The 17,292-nt window shown below is 54.3% G+C and carries 15 protein-coding genes; 1 reads left to right on the top strand and 14 read right to left on the bottom strand.

The genetic code is table 11. The annotated features are described in order from the left end of the window. Window positions 1-10: 10 nt before the first annotated feature. Window positions 11-1,705 carry a protein translocase subunit SecD gene (secD, locus tag IPH75_09505; GenBank protein ID MBK7142302.1) on the bottom strand — a complete coding sequence of 565 codons (1,695 nt, stop codon included), beginning with the start codon at window positions 1,703-1,705 and terminating at the stop codon, window positions 11-13. 79 nt (window positions 1,706-1,784) lie between these two features. Beyond that, window positions 1,785-2,225 carry a hypothetical protein gene (locus IPH75_09500; GenBank protein MBK7142301.1) on the bottom strand — a complete coding sequence of 147 codons (441 nt, stop codon included), beginning with the start codon at window positions 2,223-2,225 and terminating at the stop codon, window positions 1,785-1,787. Between the two features lie 159 nt (window positions 2,226-2,384). Here IPH75_09500 and IPH75_09495 point away from each other — a divergent pair, with 159 nt between their 5' ends. Next, window positions 2,385-5,102 (top strand): insulinase family protein, encoded by a 2,718-nt coding sequence (locus IPH75_09495; GenBank protein MBK7142300.1) that lies wholly within the window; start codon window positions 2,385-2,387, stop codon window positions 5,100-5,102. A 74-nt stretch (window positions 5,103-5,176) separates the two neighbouring features. On the opposite strand, the gene IPH75_09490 is transcribed toward IPH75_09495, so the two are convergent. The 12 genes from IPH75_09490 to IPH75_09435 all read right to left on the bottom strand — a co-directional run bounded on the left by IPH75_09490 (window position 5,177) and on the right by IPH75_09435 (window position 17,291). After that, complete coding sequence (locus tag IPH75_09490; protein MBK7142299.1) at window positions 5,177-6,430, bottom strand: sodium:calcium antiporter; 1,254 nt, start codon at window positions 6,428-6,430, stop codon at window positions 5,177-5,179. A gap of 24 nt (window positions 6,431-6,454) precedes the next feature. Beyond that, window positions 6,455-7,360, bottom strand: a complete 906-nt coding sequence (locus IPH75_09485; protein MBK7142298.1) for a CBS domain-containing protein — start codon at window positions 7,358-7,360, stop codon at window positions 6,455-6,457. After that, complete coding sequence (locus tag IPH75_09480; protein ID MBK7142297.1) at window positions 7,347-8,012, bottom strand: DUF502 domain-containing protein; 666 nt, start codon at window positions 8,010-8,012, stop codon at window positions 7,347-7,349. Before IPH75_09480 ends, IPH75_09485 begins: the two co-directional genes overlap by 14 nt. Before the next feature lie 154 nt (window positions 8,013-8,166). Next, window positions 8,167-9,678, bottom strand: a complete 1,512-nt coding sequence (locus IPH75_09475; protein ID MBK7142296.1) for an NADH-quinone oxidoreductase subunit N — start codon at window positions 9,676-9,678, stop codon at window positions 8,167-8,169. Between the two features lie 4 nt (window positions 9,679-9,682). After that, window positions 9,683-11,167: an NADH-quinone oxidoreductase subunit M gene (locus tag IPH75_09470; GenBank protein MBK7142295.1), complete on the bottom strand. Its 1,485-nt coding sequence runs from the start codon at window positions 11,165-11,167 to the stop codon at window positions 9,683-9,685. 24 nt (window positions 11,168-11,191) lie between these two features. Further along, window positions 11,192-13,276, bottom strand: a complete 2,085-nt coding sequence (gene nuoL / locus IPH75_09465; protein MBK7142294.1) for an NADH-quinone oxidoreductase subunit L — start codon at window positions 13,274-13,276, stop codon at window positions 11,192-11,194. A 5-nt stretch (window positions 13,277-13,281) separates the two neighbouring features. Next, window positions 13,282-13,581 carry an NADH-quinone oxidoreductase subunit NuoK gene (gene nuoK / locus IPH75_09460; protein ID MBK7142293.1) on the bottom strand — a complete coding sequence of 100 codons (300 nt, stop codon included), beginning with the start codon at window positions 13,579-13,581 and terminating at the stop codon, window positions 13,282-13,284. Then, complete coding sequence (locus IPH75_09455) at window positions 13,581-14,102, bottom strand: NADH-quinone oxidoreductase subunit J (GenBank protein ID MBK7142292.1); 522 nt, start codon at window positions 14,100-14,102, stop codon at window positions 13,581-13,583. Before IPH75_09455 ends, nuoK begins: the two co-directional genes overlap by 1 nt. Beyond that, entirely contained in the window at window positions 14,095-14,607 is a 513-nt protein-coding gene (locus tag IPH75_09450) for an NADH-quinone oxidoreductase subunit I (GenBank protein MBK7142291.1), read from the bottom strand. The genes IPH75_09455 and IPH75_09450 overlap by 8 nt, the downstream gene beginning before the upstream one ends. Window positions 14,608-14,650: 43 nt before the next feature. Beyond that, the gene (gene nuoH / locus IPH75_09445) at window positions 14,651-15,718 is read right to left on the bottom strand and encodes an NADH-quinone oxidoreductase subunit NuoH (protein MBK7142290.1); all 1,068 of its coding nucleotides are present in this window, start codon (window positions 15,716-15,718) and stop codon (window positions 14,651-14,653) included. After that, window positions 15,715-16,818, bottom strand: coding sequence for an NADH-quinone oxidoreductase subunit D (locus tag IPH75_09440; GenBank protein ID MBK7142289.1), 1,104 nt, complete (start codon window positions 16,816-16,818; stop codon window positions 15,715-15,717). The genes nuoH and IPH75_09440 overlap by 4 nt, the downstream gene beginning before the upstream one ends. Further along, window positions 16,815-17,291: an NADH-quinone oxidoreductase subunit C gene (locus tag IPH75_09435; protein MBK7142288.1), complete on the bottom strand. Its 477-nt coding sequence runs from the start codon at window positions 17,289-17,291 to the stop codon at window positions 16,815-16,817. The genes IPH75_09440 and IPH75_09435 overlap by 4 nt, the downstream gene beginning before the upstream one ends. Between the last annotated feature and the right edge of the window lies 1 nt (window position 17,292).

The raw sequence follows: 17,292 nt of genomic DNA, 5'->3' as shown, positions 1-17,292 counted from the left end.
TCCTCTCCGGTTAAATGCTCAATGTTTTGTACTGTTTGCGGAAATCAAAGATCAATTTGGTGATGACGTACGCTGTGAACAGCGAGATCAAGACACCCCAGAAGAGTGAAACCGCAAAACCTTTGATCGAGCCGGAGCCGAGAATGAACAATGCACCGGCGGTGATGAGAGTCGTCACGTGCGAATCAAGGATCGCCACCCAGGCACGGTCATAGCCGGCGTCGATCGCCGCGCGTACCGTTTTCCCGGCCAGCAATTCCTCGCGGATTCGCTCGAAGATCAGGATGTTCGAGTCAACCGACATACCGATCGTCAAAATGATACCTGCAATACCGGGCATGGTCAGGGTCGCGCCGAGCGCCGCCATAACCGCCAACAGGAAGAACAGGTTGAAAATGAGTCCGATATCGGCGATCAAACCGGAGACCTTATAATAGAACGCGATATAGGCAAGCACCAGAAGCAAGCCGACGAGAGCCGCCCAAAATCCTTTGCTGATCGTGTCCGAACCAAGGGTGGCGCCGACAACGTTCTTCGCAATGATCTCGACTGGGGCAGGCAACGAACCGGCCTTCAGGACGATCTCGAGATTGCGGGCGTCATCAAACGACGCACCCGTACCCATCGTGATCTGTCCGGAGTTGCGGATCTTGGAATTAATGAACGCCGCTGATTCAACGCGGTCATCCATGACGATCGCCAATGGCTTGTCGATATTGGCGCCGGTCAACTGCGCAAAGCGGGCAGCCGCGTCACCGGAGAGTTTGAAGTTCACTGCCAGGCCACCCATATTCTCGCGGCCGAGGGAGATTCCTTCGATCTTATTGCCCGGGAACTGCACTTTGCGCTTCAGGAGAAACAGCTCGTACACTTCGCGCGCTTCGCGGATCATCGAACGGGTCGACCAGGCAAACTCAACATCGGGCGGAACCAACGCTTTTACGCGCGGATCCTTCAACCAGCGATCGATCAGGATCTGGTCTTTCTTATTCACCGTGTATCCCGGCCAGGCAGTGCTGGTCCGACTGGAGACAAGCGTCAGTTCAAGACGGCTGGTCAGCGGGTCGGTGGAATAGTCAGTCGTTTCATCAAATTCGTACGCGGATGCGCTGGTGTCTTTCTTAGTGGTATCACCCATCAGATCAGCCATCACCTGATTGTCGCCGGTCGGTGTGGTCGGCGTGGTGGTGGCGGCGGTCGGTGAAGAATTTTCTTTCTCGATCGCCGAGATGACGGTGTCGATCTTGGAGAGCAGCAGGTTGGCGTTCTCAATGCTTTCCAGCAGTTTGAATTCCAACACCGCGGTCTGGCCGATCAACTCTTCAGCGCGAGCCGCATCGGTGTAACCGGGAAGATCGACAATGATACGATCATCGCCTTCTTTTTGAATCACCGGCTCGGCGACGCCGAGCGCGTCAATACGATTCCGGACGACCTGGATAGCTCGGTCGACAGCTCCCTCTTTCGAGGCAGCATCCAGATCTTCAAGCTTCACTCGCAGGACGACATGGATGCCTCCCTGCAGGTCGAGACCGAGACGGATCGCTTTCTGCTGCATGGTCAGCAGCTTTCCCGGATCCTTCTCCTGCATCGTCTGCTTTTCGGAGTCGCTCATGGTCCATAATTCGAACGTGTTCCAGAATGCCCAGAAGGCCGCTACGACAAGCAGCGCGGTCAGGGCGACACGCCATTTCTGTGACGACATGGTTGTCCCTTTCAACTATTGATTAAGAATGTGGTGAATGTACGAATTACTTGGGCGCGGGTAGCGCCGAAAGGCGGAATTACATTGTGCCGGATGGCTTGGCGCCAAGCAGCGTCGCCTGACGACCCAGATCCGGGGAGATCATGGCGGTCGTCAGCGGAAGTCGTCCCGAATTCGGCTCAACATTAAATGCCGTTAGATAGGCACACTCGTGGGCGGGGCGATCGGACAGCTTCGTCCGCTCATCCGCCGACTTAAAGACGATCGGGACAGCATTTATCAACGCGGGTATGGAATGCGTGCTCTTTTTGGGAGTCATCTTGCCACCAGAGGGATCCGTCGTGGCGGCCGTTATCAACGTCCGCTCCTCCGTCGGCTGCTCCACCTGGGTTACCTTGGCAGGATTGCAGACTATCTTCCCCTGGCCGGTATAGCCTACCGAAACCAGTAACGAAAGCAGAAGCATAGCGACAGTCGCTAAGCGAACGGCTTTTATGGTGTGGGTCAAAATTGTCTGCATGGTGTAACCGCGGCCAATATAGCCGTTTACGCCTCAAAGTCAACGCCATTTTCTGCACATCCCTTGACATGCGTATTGTGGCACAATAACTTACCGTCAGCGCCGCGATAGAAACAGATGCGGTGCTCAGATGATGAACAGTCAATCTTCGGAGTCAGCATGTATAACCGCTTCCTCTATACTCTCCTGACGGCCATTCTGCTTTTCGGCAGTCTAAGCGTTATGGCCCAAACGGAATCCTTCACGCTCGACAACGGCATGCAAGTGATCCTCAAGGAGAACCACAGCTCGCCCATGGTTGCCAGCCTGGTATTCGTCAAATCGGGCAGCCGGTACGAAGGGAAATTCGAGAACGGCATCACGCACTTCCTCGAACATCTCCTGTTCGATGGCACCACCACACTTTCCCGCGAACAACTTGACAAGTCGATCAGTGATCTGGGCGGCTATATCAATGCGTTCACCCGGAAAGACCTGACCGCATATCTGGTGCTTCTGCCCAAGCAGTATATCGACTACGGAATGACCGTCCAGGCGGATATGCTCTTTAATTCGACCTTCCCGGAAGCCGAACTGGCGAAAGAACGGAAAGTGGTGATCGAAGAGATCAACAAGGATATGGACTCACCCTCCGCCCCCTCGGATGAGCTCTTTTCCGAAGCCGCCTATGGCGCCACTCCGTATGGACGACCGGTCCTTGGATACAAATCGTTCATCGAAAATATCGGGCGTGATGCGATCATCGCCTACTGGAAGAAATATTATCAGCCCGGAAATATGGTGACGCTGATCATTGGCGACTTTGATGCGGCGCAGATGAAGCAGTCCGTAGTCTCGATCTTTGGCAAAGCCACCGGTCAGGCGCCGGTCTTTGAGCCGTCGAAGGTTGAACGGATAGCCGGGTTCAATCGAATCGATACGGTCGCCGCGGTCAGCTCGACCTATATCAATTTCTCCATCGAGGCACCGCTGTTTGGAGATTCGACTTACCTGCCGATGGATCTGCTGGTGCAGTATCTAAATCTGGATGAAGTGTCACCGCTCAAGCAGTCACTCCTGGGAAGCAATGCGCTGGCATCCGAGGTCTCTGCATCGCTCACCAGCTACCCTGACCTGACCCGGTTGGAGATCAGTGTGGTCAGCGAAAAAGCGGAAAATCGCGATAGGATCGTCGATACGGTGATGTATGCCCTGCAAAATCTCGCATCGCGTGAGGCGGATCTGGATGTCAGCCTGCTGGATGGGATCAAAACCTCAGTCAAAACGCAGGATATCTACAATGCCGAGAAACTGCATTACTACGGATTCATGATCGCTCCAATGTTGATGACCGGCGGATTCGAGTTCATCCAACAATATCCGGAGCTGTTGTCGAAAGTTACGCCCGTCCAGATGTTCGGTGCGGCCAGACAGTGGCTGGAGAAACCGAGCTGTATGGTGACGGTCGTGCGACCGATTGATGACTCCTCTAAAGTGCCGTACCGCTCTGTCGGGATGACTGCCGACGAGGTGAAGGGATATTTTGCCACTGCGACCTTTCCGCAATTTGATCTGACCAAGGGTGTCTCCCTGACCTATCCGTCGACAGACGTCGTCTCATTGAAAATCGAGGATCGCGCGACCTATGCGCGCCGGACCCTGCAGAACGGTCTGACCGTGCTGGTGAAGTCGGCGCCCGACAGCAAAGTATTCGCGATGATGACGCTGGGGAAAAATCGCTCAGCCAGTGAGCCGGACAGTCTGGCCGGAATCACCGATTTCGTCAATCGCTGTCTTGAGAAAGGGACCAGTACCCGGAGTGCTGCGCAATTGTCACAGGAACTGAACAGCATCGGGGCGACCACCACTCTGTATGACAACCCGTGGATCCCCTACGATGACCGCTACACCACTCCCCTCTTCTCATTTTGCAAGTTTGAGACTATCGATGAATACGCGGATAAGGGGTTTGCGCTCTTCAGCGACATGCTGCAGAACCCGTCGTTTGATTCCGCGGAGGTTGAGAAAGTTCGGCAGGGGATGATGGGAGTGATCGGACGAGAGACAGGCAGTCCGGGTTCGGTGGCGAAGAATCTCTTCTACAAGACCTTACTCCGAAATACCGGTTTGGATAAACCGGTGATGGGAAATGCAGAGACACTCGGCCGGATCACGCCACTCCAACTGCGCGACTATCACGCCCGGTTTTATGCACCGGATAATATGGTGCTCGCGATAGCTACCAGCCGCGATACGGCCGAAGTACTCGAGTGGGTAGTCAAGCGATTCGCACATCTGACCCCCGCGCAGAGCACCAATCCGCCCGCCGCTCAGCCACCGGCTCTGACTGTCAGTCGGCAAGAGCATGTTGAACTCAACAAAGAACAGATCAGCATCTATCTGGGAGGACTGCTCCCGGGGATCAACGATCCGTCATCGGTCTCACTGGAGGTCGCGCTCTCGATCCTTTCCAACCGACTCTGGAGCAACCTGCGCGAACGACAGGGGCTCGCTTACTCGGTCGGCGCGGGCGCAGGCTTTGAGCGGGAATTCGGCTGGTGGTATTGCTCCATTGGAACCTCCGCCGACAAGTATCAGCAGGCGTATGACGGCATCCAACTCGAGATCGATAAATTGAAGATGGATGGCCCGACCGAATTGGAGCTCAAGCAGACGCGCAATCAGATCTGGGGAAGACTGATGTCGGCGAAACTATCGCGCATCAATCAGGCCTACTATATGGCGGTGAATGAGTTCCTGGGACGACCGCAACAATATGACCCGACCTATCTTGAATCACTCACCAAGGTCGATCTGGTGTCTGCCTCGGAAGCGATGCGCAAGTATGTTCGACCGGAATCATCCGTACTGGTCTCTGCCGGTAAAAAGGCTGAATAGACCACATCAAGTTGCAGATACAAGAAAAGGGCAGGAATTGCTTCCTGCCCTTTTTGCATTTTATGTTTTAGACATCAGGTCGATTTTCGTTTGAGTCCCAACCCCATGATGGCTGCCGGTATTAAGTGCTTTCGATGCAGGATGTGGAAGAACACTGCCAGCAGAACATAAGCGATCGCAACCTCGATACGGATCGACTCCACGAAGAATTGCGCCAGGAAAAGACCCAGCAGCAATAACCCTTCTCCCCGCCCGATCTTCAGGTTCACCAAAACCGCTACCGCAAACAGTGACTGCGCGGCCGTTAGCCAGAGTTCGTGAACCTGCTTCTCATCAAGGGTGAAGGCAACAATCTGACCGGCGGAAAGCGAAAACATCAGTGGAATAGTACCGATCAGGAGGGTCCACTGATTGACTTTCGAAGAGATCAGCGCCTTGAGCGCGGAACCAGCGGCGCCACGCAATGTCCAGGTAGCCGCTATGATAAACTCAGGCGATTCGGAGGCGATCGGAGCCAGCCACTGGACAAGCAAGAATCGATCGATCCCAAAATCGGCTCCCATGTCGACAAGTGATTCGGCAAATGGTTCGGCCACGAAGAAGATCACCACACCGGCAAAGAGAAACAGACCTATCGTCACCAGCCGCCTTTTGACCGTCTTCATATTGGCAATGATTTTGACAGGGCCTACCATTTCCGGCTCTGCGGATTCCATCTGTGCCGCGCGACGGGTGTAGAGAGCGAAGATCGTGACCAGGATCAGCGTGTCGAATATCGTCAGGCTCCCTTTGAGCGGGATCGTAAACGAATAGATCGTCGCCATCGCCAGGTAGAAGATCTCAACCCGCTGGGTTTCATCCAGAATGACCGCTTTTTTCTTTTTGACTAGTACGTAGAGGAACAAAATGAACGGCCAGCCCAGACCGACGAGCATACGATTCGCTCCAGTCATATTGGCGATCGCGTAGTGATGCCATTCATTGACCTCAGGATACCCCTGCCCCGCTTTCCAGGTGAAAACGAAATCGACCGCGTATTCGGGCAATACCGCGATCAGTGCCAGGATCGCCACCGCCAACGATTCAGATATGTCAATCTGAGCAGATTCGGCGGCCCATGAGAGCAGAAACGCCGCGCCAAAAACCGCAATACCAAACGCGATCGTCCCCATCACCGGAGCAAGATGAGTGTGAGTCATTCCGGCCCAGAGCCCGGGGATCGTGGCCACCACGGCAAGGATCAGGATCAGATAGAGATACGGGTCTATCTCATACTTATGTTGATGCTGTTCCCTGACGTGTCCCTTACTCTCTTTCGCTTTGCTCATTAACCGATACTTCCTTTTCCGGCCCTAGCCCCTGATGATCATATTCACGATATCTTTGCGCAGGAGTACGCCGACCAACTGCTCACCCTGCAGGACAAATACCCGCCGCAGATCTTTAAAGATCATCATTGCCGCCACTTCGACAATTCGGGTATCTGGTGTGGTCGTTTCGTAGTCATCGCGGTAAAGCTGCGATACTTTGATCTTGTCTTCCTGCTTCAGCAGCTCTTCGAACGGCTCAACTTCCATCGAATAATTGAGGTTGGAGATCAGCGCTTTGTAGTCCGGCAAGGCAACTTTGATCAGGTCCCGGTCATTGATAACGCCAAGCAGCTTGTTTTTGGTATCAACTACCGCCAGCGCGGAGAGGCGGTTGCGGAACATCTGATTGGCCACTTCTTTGAGCGTATCATCGGGAGTAACACTGGCCACGGCATGCCGCATCACATCCTTGACCATCAACTCCTTATCAACCATCACGCCACTGTTAGCGACCAGTTTGATCAGGTCATTGGGATTATCCGTCCCGAGTAGTTTCTCCAATGTCCCCGGCAGTCTCGCAAATCGCGCCATGCCTGAGAGGGATTGCAGGTAGAGCTTGGCTATGGAGGACGGCGTCAGGAGCAGGCAGACCACATGCACAGGAATGGAATCCAGGGTCTTGCCTTCAAAGCCCGCTTTTGAAACGCCGATCGCGATATACATCTCTTTGACCGCATCGGTCCGGGCATGCGGGAAGGCAAAGCCATGACCATATGACGTATCTTCCACCTCTTCCCGTTCGCGAACGGATTGAAGCACGGCCTGATAGTCGAATTGGACCCCCTCGTCTCGCATCATGGTCAGCAGTTCTTGCACTGCGTCATCTTTGGTGCGGGACCGGAGATTCATTTTGATGCGATGTTCCACCAGCAGATTAGCGAGTTTCACCGGTTGCCTCCTGACTCCCTTTCCAGGCAATGCCTCCCGGACGCGGCTTGATGACCCCGGGCGCTACCACGCCACCCGAAACGACAAACTTGACCGCCTGTTCGACTGTCATGTCGACCGGGGTGACTTCCTCGATCGGCAGAATGATGGTCCAACCGGTGAACGGGGTCGGGGTATTCGGCAAATAGACTGCCGCGCATTTTCGCTTGATCCCTTCTATCGTTAACTCCGTAAAACTCGCAATAAATCCCAAATTATACGATCCCTTGCGCGGATACTCCACCATTACCACTTCCTTAAAGGTGGTGGTTGATTCGCTGGTGGTTGCCTGGAGAAGACCTTTGGCTCCGGAATAGAGCGACCGGATCAAGGGAATCCTGGCCAGGAGCGTTTCCCAGTACCGGTAAAATCTGCTCCCAAGATAATTTCGGGTGACTATGCCTGCTACTATAATGAGGAGCAGGGTGGCAATCACCCCCAGTCCGGGAATCCGGATATCGGCCACTTTGTGGATAAGTGGCTGCAGGATGCCATCGACTGCATCAAAAAGCAGTTTGAGGACGAGGTAGGTGATAATGAGGGGAACGACTACGAGCAGTCCACTCACGAAGTACTGCTTGAAGATCTTCCCCGCTGTTTTGGAAAAAGACATAGCTCCTTTTGACCGCCATTCGGTCGGCCAAAGTATACCTTAAGACTCTTTAGCTGTCAATAAGTTAGAGGGACCCGGCCGACCCACCTGCCAAATGCAAAAAGCCCCGCCGATCCGGGCGGAGCTTCTGAAAATTAACAGCCTCTTACCCGAGTTAATGCGGGCTGGCAAATCCCAGCGCAACAGGGATCTGAGAAGCAAACTGCATGATCGAATCGGGGAACAGCCCGAAAAGAAATACGCCAACCAGGCCGACTGAAACGACGACAATGATCGGGTTTTTCAGGCTGAAAGTGTATGGGCTGGTTTCGGCGCTGAAATACATCATCTTAATGACGTACGCATAATAGTAGAGCGCAAACACTGAGGTCAGAAGCCCGATCCCGACCACCCAATACAGGAACAAGTAGTCCGGGCTTGCCCCGGCCAGTTTGATCGCCGCGGCGAAAACGTAGTACTTCGCAAGGAATCCGGCTAACGGCGGGATACCAGCCAGCGACAGTAGAAAGACTGCCAGCGACGCCGCCACGAATGGCGAGGTCTTGGAGAGACCGGCGTAGCTTGCGATCCGGGTCGACCCGGTCTTGTCTTCGAACATCGTGACGATCGCAAACGCCCCCATATTGGCAAACAGATAGGTGAAAGCGTAGAATGCGACCGAAGAGAGCCCGATCTCGTTCATTGCCAGCATACCGATCATGATATAACCGGCCTGGGCAATTGATGAATAGGCGAGCATTCTCTTGATGTTGGTCTGGCGGAGTGCAACGACATTTCCGACGATCATCGCCGCAGCCGCCAATACGCCGACCAGGAATCCCCAATCATTGGGAGCAAAGTTCGGATCCCAGAATGACTGCAGTCCATAAGTGAATATTTTGGCAAAAGCCACCAGACCGGCCGCTTTTGAACCTACCGAGAGGAACGAGGCGATCGGGGTTGGAGCGCCTTCATAGACATCCGGGGCCCATTGGTGAAATGGTGGGAGGGCGAGTTTGAATCCAATTCCGGCTAACATGGTGATGATCGACAGCACGAGGATCACGCCGATCTCGCCTGATTCGACATGCAATTTCATCAGATTCCAGCGCATCGCCACGATATCAGTCGTGCCGCTCAATCCATACAGGAATGAGATGCCGTACAACAGCAGGGCGGATGAAAGAGCGCCAACGATCAGATATTTGATACCGGCTTCCACCGACAACTTGTCATCTTTGAAAAACGCCGCGAGAACAAACAGCGGAATGGTAGTCAATTCCAGCCCGATATACAGGGTCAGTAGTTCATACGACGACGCCAGAAACATCATTCCGACAGTCGAGAAAAGGATCAAGCCGTAGAACTCGCCGCGATGGTTGAGGATCTTCCGCTCCATCAGACCAAAGGAACTGCCGATCGCCATAAACGCCGCGCCGAGGAAGATCATTTTGAAGAAGACGGCCAGCGCATCGTTGAAGAACATTGTCCCGAAGCCATTGCCGAATCCGACGAAGTAGAGAACGATCCCGCTGATCACCGGCCCGGCCATCGCCAGCCAGGTAACTGTCCTGCCGCTGGATCGTTTTGTCACCAGGTCATAGGTGAAGATCACCAGCGCCCAGACAAAGAGAAAGATCTCCGGGAGCATCATCGTATAGTTGAACGGCGGGAGTTGCGGCATCATCTGTTTACCTGCCCATCAACTGAACGAGGTTGGTCAAAGTCGCATTCATCAGGTCATTGAGCGGTTTCGGATAAACGCCGATCAGCAGAGTCAGGATCATCAACGGTATGACCGTAAACAGCTCCCGCCCGTTGATCTCGGTCAATCCGCCCCACTTGGCGAGATTAAATTCTCCGAGGAAAACCCGCTGGACCATGCGAAGCATATAAGCCGCGCCGAGTACCACACCAAGGATCGCCAGACCGACGAGATATGGATTCAACTGGCTGAATGCGCCAAGGAATACCATGAACTCGGAGATAAAACCGGACATTCCCGGCAGGCCGAGCGCCGCCATGGAGAAAAAGACCATGATCGAACTGTAGACCGGAAGTTTGCTGCCGAGTCCGCCAAAGACAGCGATCTCACGAGTATGGGCGCGATCATATAGCACGCCGACCAGAAGGAACAGGGCGCCCGTGATCAGGCCGTGCGAGATCATCTGGAACATGCATCCGGCGATCGCCTGAACCGAACCAAATGCCGCCAGCGCCAGCATGCAGTAACCCATGTGCGAGACCGACGAATAGGCCACCAGCTTTTTGAGATCCTTCTGCGCCATCGAGACCAGTGCGCCATAAACGATGGCGATCACGCCGAGCAACGCGATCCAGAAACTGAGGGCGTGCAAAGCACTGGGGAACATCGGCCAGCTAATACGCAGCATACCGTAGGTTCCCATCTTCAACAGCACACCGGCAAGAATGACCGAGACGGCAGTCGGCGCTTCGACGTGTGCATCCGGCAACCAGGTATGGAACGGCCAGACCGGTACTTTGATTGCGAAGGCGATAAAGAAGAAGCAGAAGCAGACCATCTGAGTCGTGTGAGTCAGGGTCGGCGAACTCTGCATAAGTGTCATCATATTCAGAGTGTGCGGATCGCTGGTGAAGTAAAGTACCAGGATCGCTACCAGCATGAAAATCGAGCCAAATAATGTATAGAGGAAGAACTTGATCGCGGCGTACTCTTTCCGCGGTCCGCCCCAGATCCCGATCAGGAAATACATCGGGACCAGCATCACTTCCCAGAAGATATAGAAGAGGAAGAAGTCGAGTGCGACAAAGACTCCCATCATTCCAACCTCGAGGAGCAGGAAGAAAGCGAAATACTCTTTCACCCGATTCTGGATGCCGAACGAGGCAATGATGGAAATAAACGACAGCAATCCGGTGAGGCCGAGCATCGGCACGGAGATACCGTCAGCACCCATCAGGTACTGGATATTGAGCGACGGGATCCACTCGAAGGGGCCCTCCATGTAGGCCATCGCCGCTGAACCGGAATACTGGACGAAGTAATCCCAGACCAGCCAGAGCGACAGAATTCCCGGGATGCCGCTAAAGACCGCGGCGGTCCAGCGAATCGCATCCTTCCGCTCTTTTGGAATGCACATCACCGCCACCATACCCAGCAGCGGGATCAAGACAAGCCAGCTCAGTATTCCCATGTCAGCATCTATCCTTCAACGTCACTATTTTTCACTATCCTGGCTCTCGGAGGAACCGGTCCGTCCGTAAGCGCGGGTGAATATCGCCATGCCAAACATCGCCACGATGAAGATCGTCGTCAGCATCGGCCACGTCTGTTCCATATTATTTTTGTCTATTTTATAGAGCATCACCAGCACCAGAGCACCGACCATGAACAGCGCATAAAACTGCACTTTACCGGACTGGAGATAGCGAAGCATCCCGCCGAGTCGTCGGACGAGCCAACCCGAACCGTTTACGGCGCCGTCGACAATCCACTTATCGAACCAGTGATGGATCTCGGAGCTGATCATCGTCAGCCATCCGGTGCCATTGACGGCCCCATCGACAACTTTCGCATCAAACGACCAGAGGAAAGTTCCCAGTTTCAGGATCGGCTGGATGAGGATCAGATTATACAGCTCATCGAAATAGTACTTGTTGTACAGCAGGGTATACAGCGGCTTAAATTTAGCCGCGATCGCATCGGCAGAGATCGCCTTGCGATAATAGATCACGTACGCCAGCAGTATTCCCGACACCGCGACAATCGTCGAAAGCCCCATCAGGAAATACGATGGTTCCGCGTGGTGCGGTTCGGCGCCAAAAAAGACGAACGATGAATATCCGTTGTGGAGCCAGGGCAACGCCACCCACCCGGCACAAACTGAGAGTACACCCAGAAAGATAAGCGGGCCGGTCATGACGTTCGGCGATTCATGGGCATGGTCAAAGCGGTGATGATCGCGTGGTTCGCCAAAGAATGTCAGGAAAACCAGGCGGAACATGTAGAATGCGGTCATGAAGGCGATCGCCAGCGTGAAAACGAAAAAGACCGGATGATGATACGCGGTCGCGATGATCTCATCTTTCGACCAGAATCCGGAGAGCGGGAAGATACCGGCAATCGACAGCGAGGCAGTGACGAACGTCAGGTAGGTCCACTTCATCTTCTTGCGAAGACCGCCCATCTCCTGAATGTCATTGGTGTGCACTGCATGGATCACCGACCCGGCGCCAAGGAAGAGAAGTGCTTTGAAAAACGCGTGGGTCATCAGGTGGAGCGTCCCGGCGACATAACCGGCAGAGTGGTGGCCGTTGGCCGTATCGTATCCAAAAAGGCCGAGGGCCATGATCATATAGCCAAGCTGCGAACAAGTCGAGAACGCCAGGATCCGCTTGATATCATTTTGCACCAGACCGATCGATGCGGCCATGAAAGAGGTGATCAATCCGATCACCGCCACCACCATCGCGGCATCGGCCGAGCCGACAAAGAGATTCATCGAGCGGGCGACGAGATAGACACCGGCCGCGACCATCGTAGCGGCATGGATCAACGCCGAAACCGGGGTCGGACCTTCCATTGCATCGGGCAACCAGACATGCAGCGGGAACTGTGCCGACTTACCAACCGCGCCGGCAAATACGCCGATCGCTGCAAGAGTCAGAATAACCGGAGGAATGGAGCCGCTTGAGACGATTCCGAAAACTTCCTGGAAATTGAATGTGCCGGCATATACCCCGATCAAAAGCAGACCGGCAATAAATCCAAGGTCACCAATTCGGGTGGTGATAAATGCCTTTTTCCCTGCATCTGCAGCGGACTTCTTCTCAAACCAGAACCCGATCAACAGGTATGAAGTGAGGCCGACCAGCTCCCAGAAGATGAAGATCATGAAGAAGTTGTTGGCCAACACCAGCCCGAGCATCGAAAAGAGGAAAAGCGACAGATAGGCGTAGAATCGACTGAAGCGCGGATCATCCTTCATGTACCCGAGCGAGTAGATCTGCACGCAGGCGCCGACCGTCGTTACAACCACCAGCATGATGGCCGAGATCGAGTCGATCAGGATGCCTATCTCGAAATTCATCTTGGCGAACGAAGTAAGATAGAAGAAAGTTTCGTAACGTTCGCCATGCCGCGCGATCGTCTCGAAAAGGACAGTCACGGACATCAGCCAGGAGACCAGGATCATCGCGATCGAAAAGCCCGAGGCTACTTTCTCACGCCACCGCAGGAAAAAGACGATCATCAGGAACGAAATGAGTGGCAGCAGGGCGATCATGTATGCATGCGAAGTCATGGAGCCTACCATTTCATAATGCTGATGTTGTCGGTGTTGATGCCGCGCCAGTTACGATACAGCAGCAGGACAATGGCCAGGCCGACCGTCGCTTCGGCCGCCGCCACAACGATAATGAACAGTCCAAACATCTGCCCGGTCAACGCGGTCGGCGCGAGGAACTTGTTGAACGCCACGAAATTGATATTCGCCGCGTTAAACATCAGCTCCAGAGACATCAGTATCCCAATGGTATTCCGGCGCGTGATCACGCCGAACAGGCCGATCACAAACAGCAGAGCAGCGAGTGACAGATAATAGAACATCAGGCGCGCTCCTCTCTGGCCAGTGCAATAGCGCCGATCAGGGCGGCCAGCATCAGGACCGAGACCACTTCGAACGGCAGCATGAAGTCGGTCATCATCAGTCTTCCGATCGTCCCGATATTATCTTCCGGCATCGGCATATCGGATAACTGCCAGATATCGGTCTGGGCGATCAGGGTAATAGCACCGATCACAAAGACGATGCAGACAAAGACCGCCGGCAAGACCTGCTTGTTGACCTGAACGATCCGTTTATTGGCCAGGTTCGAGGTTAGCATGATGGCGAAAATGATCAAGATCGAGACTGCGCCGACATACACGAGCACCTGCACGGCAGCCAAAAACTCGGCATGCAGGAGGATGAAAATCCCTGCAACACAAAAGAGACAGAGGATCAGCGCCAGGGCTGAATGAAAAATGTTCTTTAGGCTGACCACCATTAAGGCCGAGATCAATGTCACGGCCGCCAGCACCCAGAAACCGGGATCACTGACGATGGACTGCTGGATATTGTCAAGCATTGGGCGCCTCTCCCTTCTGCTCGGGCTGAGCCGCCGGAGCTGGGGCAGCAGCCGGGGCAACCGGTTTCGCCTCTACCTTTTTCTTGCGGGTGTCGACATAGTCGACATCGCGTCCTGCCTGTTGCAGCTTGGTCACATTCCAGGTCAGGTCCTCTTTATGAATGGTCGAGTATTCGTACTTGCCGGTCATCTTTAGCGCTGAGAAGTTACAGGCCTCTTCGCAAAGTCCGCAGAAACAGCAAATACCGAAATCTATTTCGAATTGCTGCAGGTCGCGCTTTTTGGTGACTTCGTCACGCGGAGCCACGATCCTGATCGCGCCGGTCGGGCAGGCTTTCATACAGAGCATGCAAGCGGTGCAGTTCAGCGCCCCGGTCTCTTTATCCGAAAGCAGAACGACGATGCCGCGCGAACGCTCCGGCATGGTCCATTTCTCTTCCGGATACTGGATCGTTATGGCATGTCTCCCCAGATGTTTACTGGTGATCCCCATGCCTTTGAACAAGTTCTTAATGTCTTTCCACAAACCCATCAATACACCATCCCGCCTACCAGTACCATTTCAACAGCTTCATAGTGGCTGCGATGATCAGGTTGGCGAAGGTTACGGGGACCAGGAATTTCCAGGCGAATTCCATCAACTGGTCAACACGCAGTCGCGGGAAGGTCCACCGGAAAAGCATCAATATGAAAACTACGAGTAATGTCTTGAGCAGGAACCAGATCCATGAGGGGAGGAACGGTCCGTTCCAGCCACCGAGAAATAGAGTGGTCGCGATCGCCGACACCGTGAACATATTTACGAATTCCGCCAAAAAGAACATGGCGAATTTCATCCCGCTATATTCCACGTTGTATCCGGCAACCAACTCCTGTTCGGCCTCGGGAATATCAAACGGCGTACGGTTGCTCTCTGCGGTCGCGGTGATCAGATATGTGATAAAAGCGAGCGGCCCGAACGGAACTCGGAAGATAAACCAATTGAATATCCCGTGTCCCTGTTGCGAGGCGACAATGTCACCCATCGACAACGAGCCGGCAAAAAGCACGACCGTCAAGATGGAGAGGATCATCGGGACCTCGTAGCTGACCACTTGCGCGGCCGAGCGAATCCCGCCTAAAAGTGCATACTTATTATTAGAGCCCCACCCCGCCATCAGCAGCGAGATGATCGTAAATGTCGTCACGGCGATGACATAGAGGATGCCGATATTCAGGTCCGCCACGATCAGGCCGTCGCCAAACGGGATCACCACATATGCGGCGAAAGCGGCGACAAAACAGATCACCGGCGCCCAGAAGAAGACCGGCTTGTCGCGCGTGTCAACCAGGATATCTTCCTTCTGCAACAGCTTGACCGCATCCATGACCGTCTGATACCAGCCGTGCCAGCCGGTCCGCATCGGACCGAAGCGTTGCTGGATATGTGCGGAGATCTTTCTTTCCCACCAGACCAGGAAGAGCGCCACAAGCGCGAGGAGCCCAAACATCATCACCGCCAGCACGGTATAGGTGATAATGGTAACCCAGATCTCAGGGAGACCGGTGGCAGTCAACTGCTCGTACAGCCACCGAAAGACGACGATCAGTTCGCCGCTGGCCAGAATCGGGCTCATCGATCCACCTCCGGCATGATGATATCAAGCGATGCCATGATGGCGACGATATCGGCGATCAACAGACCCTTGCCGATCTCCGGCAACACCTGGAGCTGATTGAAGGAACCGCCGCGCGTTTTGACGCGAGTCGGCTTGGTGGTACCGTCGGATTGCAGGAAAACGCCAAGTTCACCGCGCGAATTTTCAATGCGGGCATATACCTCGCCGATCGGCGGCTTGAAATTGGGGGAAACCTTTGCTTTGATATCTCCCTCGGGGAGACCATCCAGCGCTTGAGAGATGATCTTCAGCGATTCCTTGACTTCCTGGAGCCGCTGAATATATCGGTCGTAGCAGTCACCGTTTTTCTGCGTCGGAATGTCAAACTGGAACCGATCGTAAATTGAGTACGGGTCGTTCCGGCGGATATCAAACTTCACGCCGCTTGCACGCAGGGCCGGACCGGAAACACCCCAGGCGATCGCCTTCTCGGGAGTTAATACGCCGACGCCGGTATTGCGCGCCACCCAGATCGGGTTTTCGTTGAGCAGTCCCTCGTAGTCGGACATCTTCTCGGTGATCGTTTTGACCGCCTCGCGCGCCATCGGTACGAATTGCGGCGGGATATCTCTTGAGACACCGCCGATACGGATATAATTGTAGGTCAGGCGCTGACCACAGGTCATCTCGAAGAGATCCATTATCAGCTCGCGCTCGCGGAAACCGTAGAGAAATGGGGTGATCGCGCCAAGGTCCAGTGCGGTCGTGCCGTACCAGAGCAGGTGCGAGGCGATACGATTTAGTTCCAGCATGATGACGCGGAGGTATTCCGCGCGTTCCGGCACCTGGATCGCGGCCAGACGTTCCGCCGCCAGGGCGAAGACGTAATTGCAGGACATCGCCGTCACATATTCCCACCGGTCGAGGATCGGGATGCACTGCGCGTAGGTGCGGTTTTCGCAGATCTTTTCGAGCGCGCGATGCAGGTATCCGACATGCGGCTCGATCTTGAGCACGCGTTCACCATTCATGGTCAACAGCAGGCGACAGACGCCATGGGTCGACGGATGGTGCGGCCCCATATTGACGACAAATTCTTCGGTCCGAATTCCACTCATGCGCCAATCTCCGGGAGACGGATGAAATCAGGTGCATCCCAATCTTTGCGCATCGGATGACCCTGATCCCAATTGTCGGGCAAAAGGAACTGCGTCAGGTTGTCATGACCCTTGATGTTGATGCCGTACAGTTCCCACATCTCCCGCTCGTACCAGTTGGCCGCGGGCCAGATATCTGTGACAGTCACTACTTCGGCCTGATCGTAGGCGAGTCGAAGTTTGAGGTCGAGACGAAGATTTTTAGCGATCGAGGCAAGCTGGTAGCTCACTTCAAACTGCTGTTTGGTGTCTATCCCGCCCAGATTGCAGAGAAAGTCGAACTGCAATGTTGCGTCGTCGCGAAGCGCCAACGCCACTGCATGCAGATTCTCCGGGGACACCAGGTAGACCGGATCGTAGCGACCGGTATCCAGCAAGGTCAACGTCTTCGCAAAGTGACTGGCGATATACTCTTTTAGTTCATCTTTGGTCATA

Source organism: bacterium (assembly GCA_016708025.1).
GTDB lineage: Bacteria > Zixibacteria > MSB-5A5 > GN15 > FEB-12 > FEB-12.
This window is presented reverse-complemented; position numbering and strand designations above follow the sequence as displayed.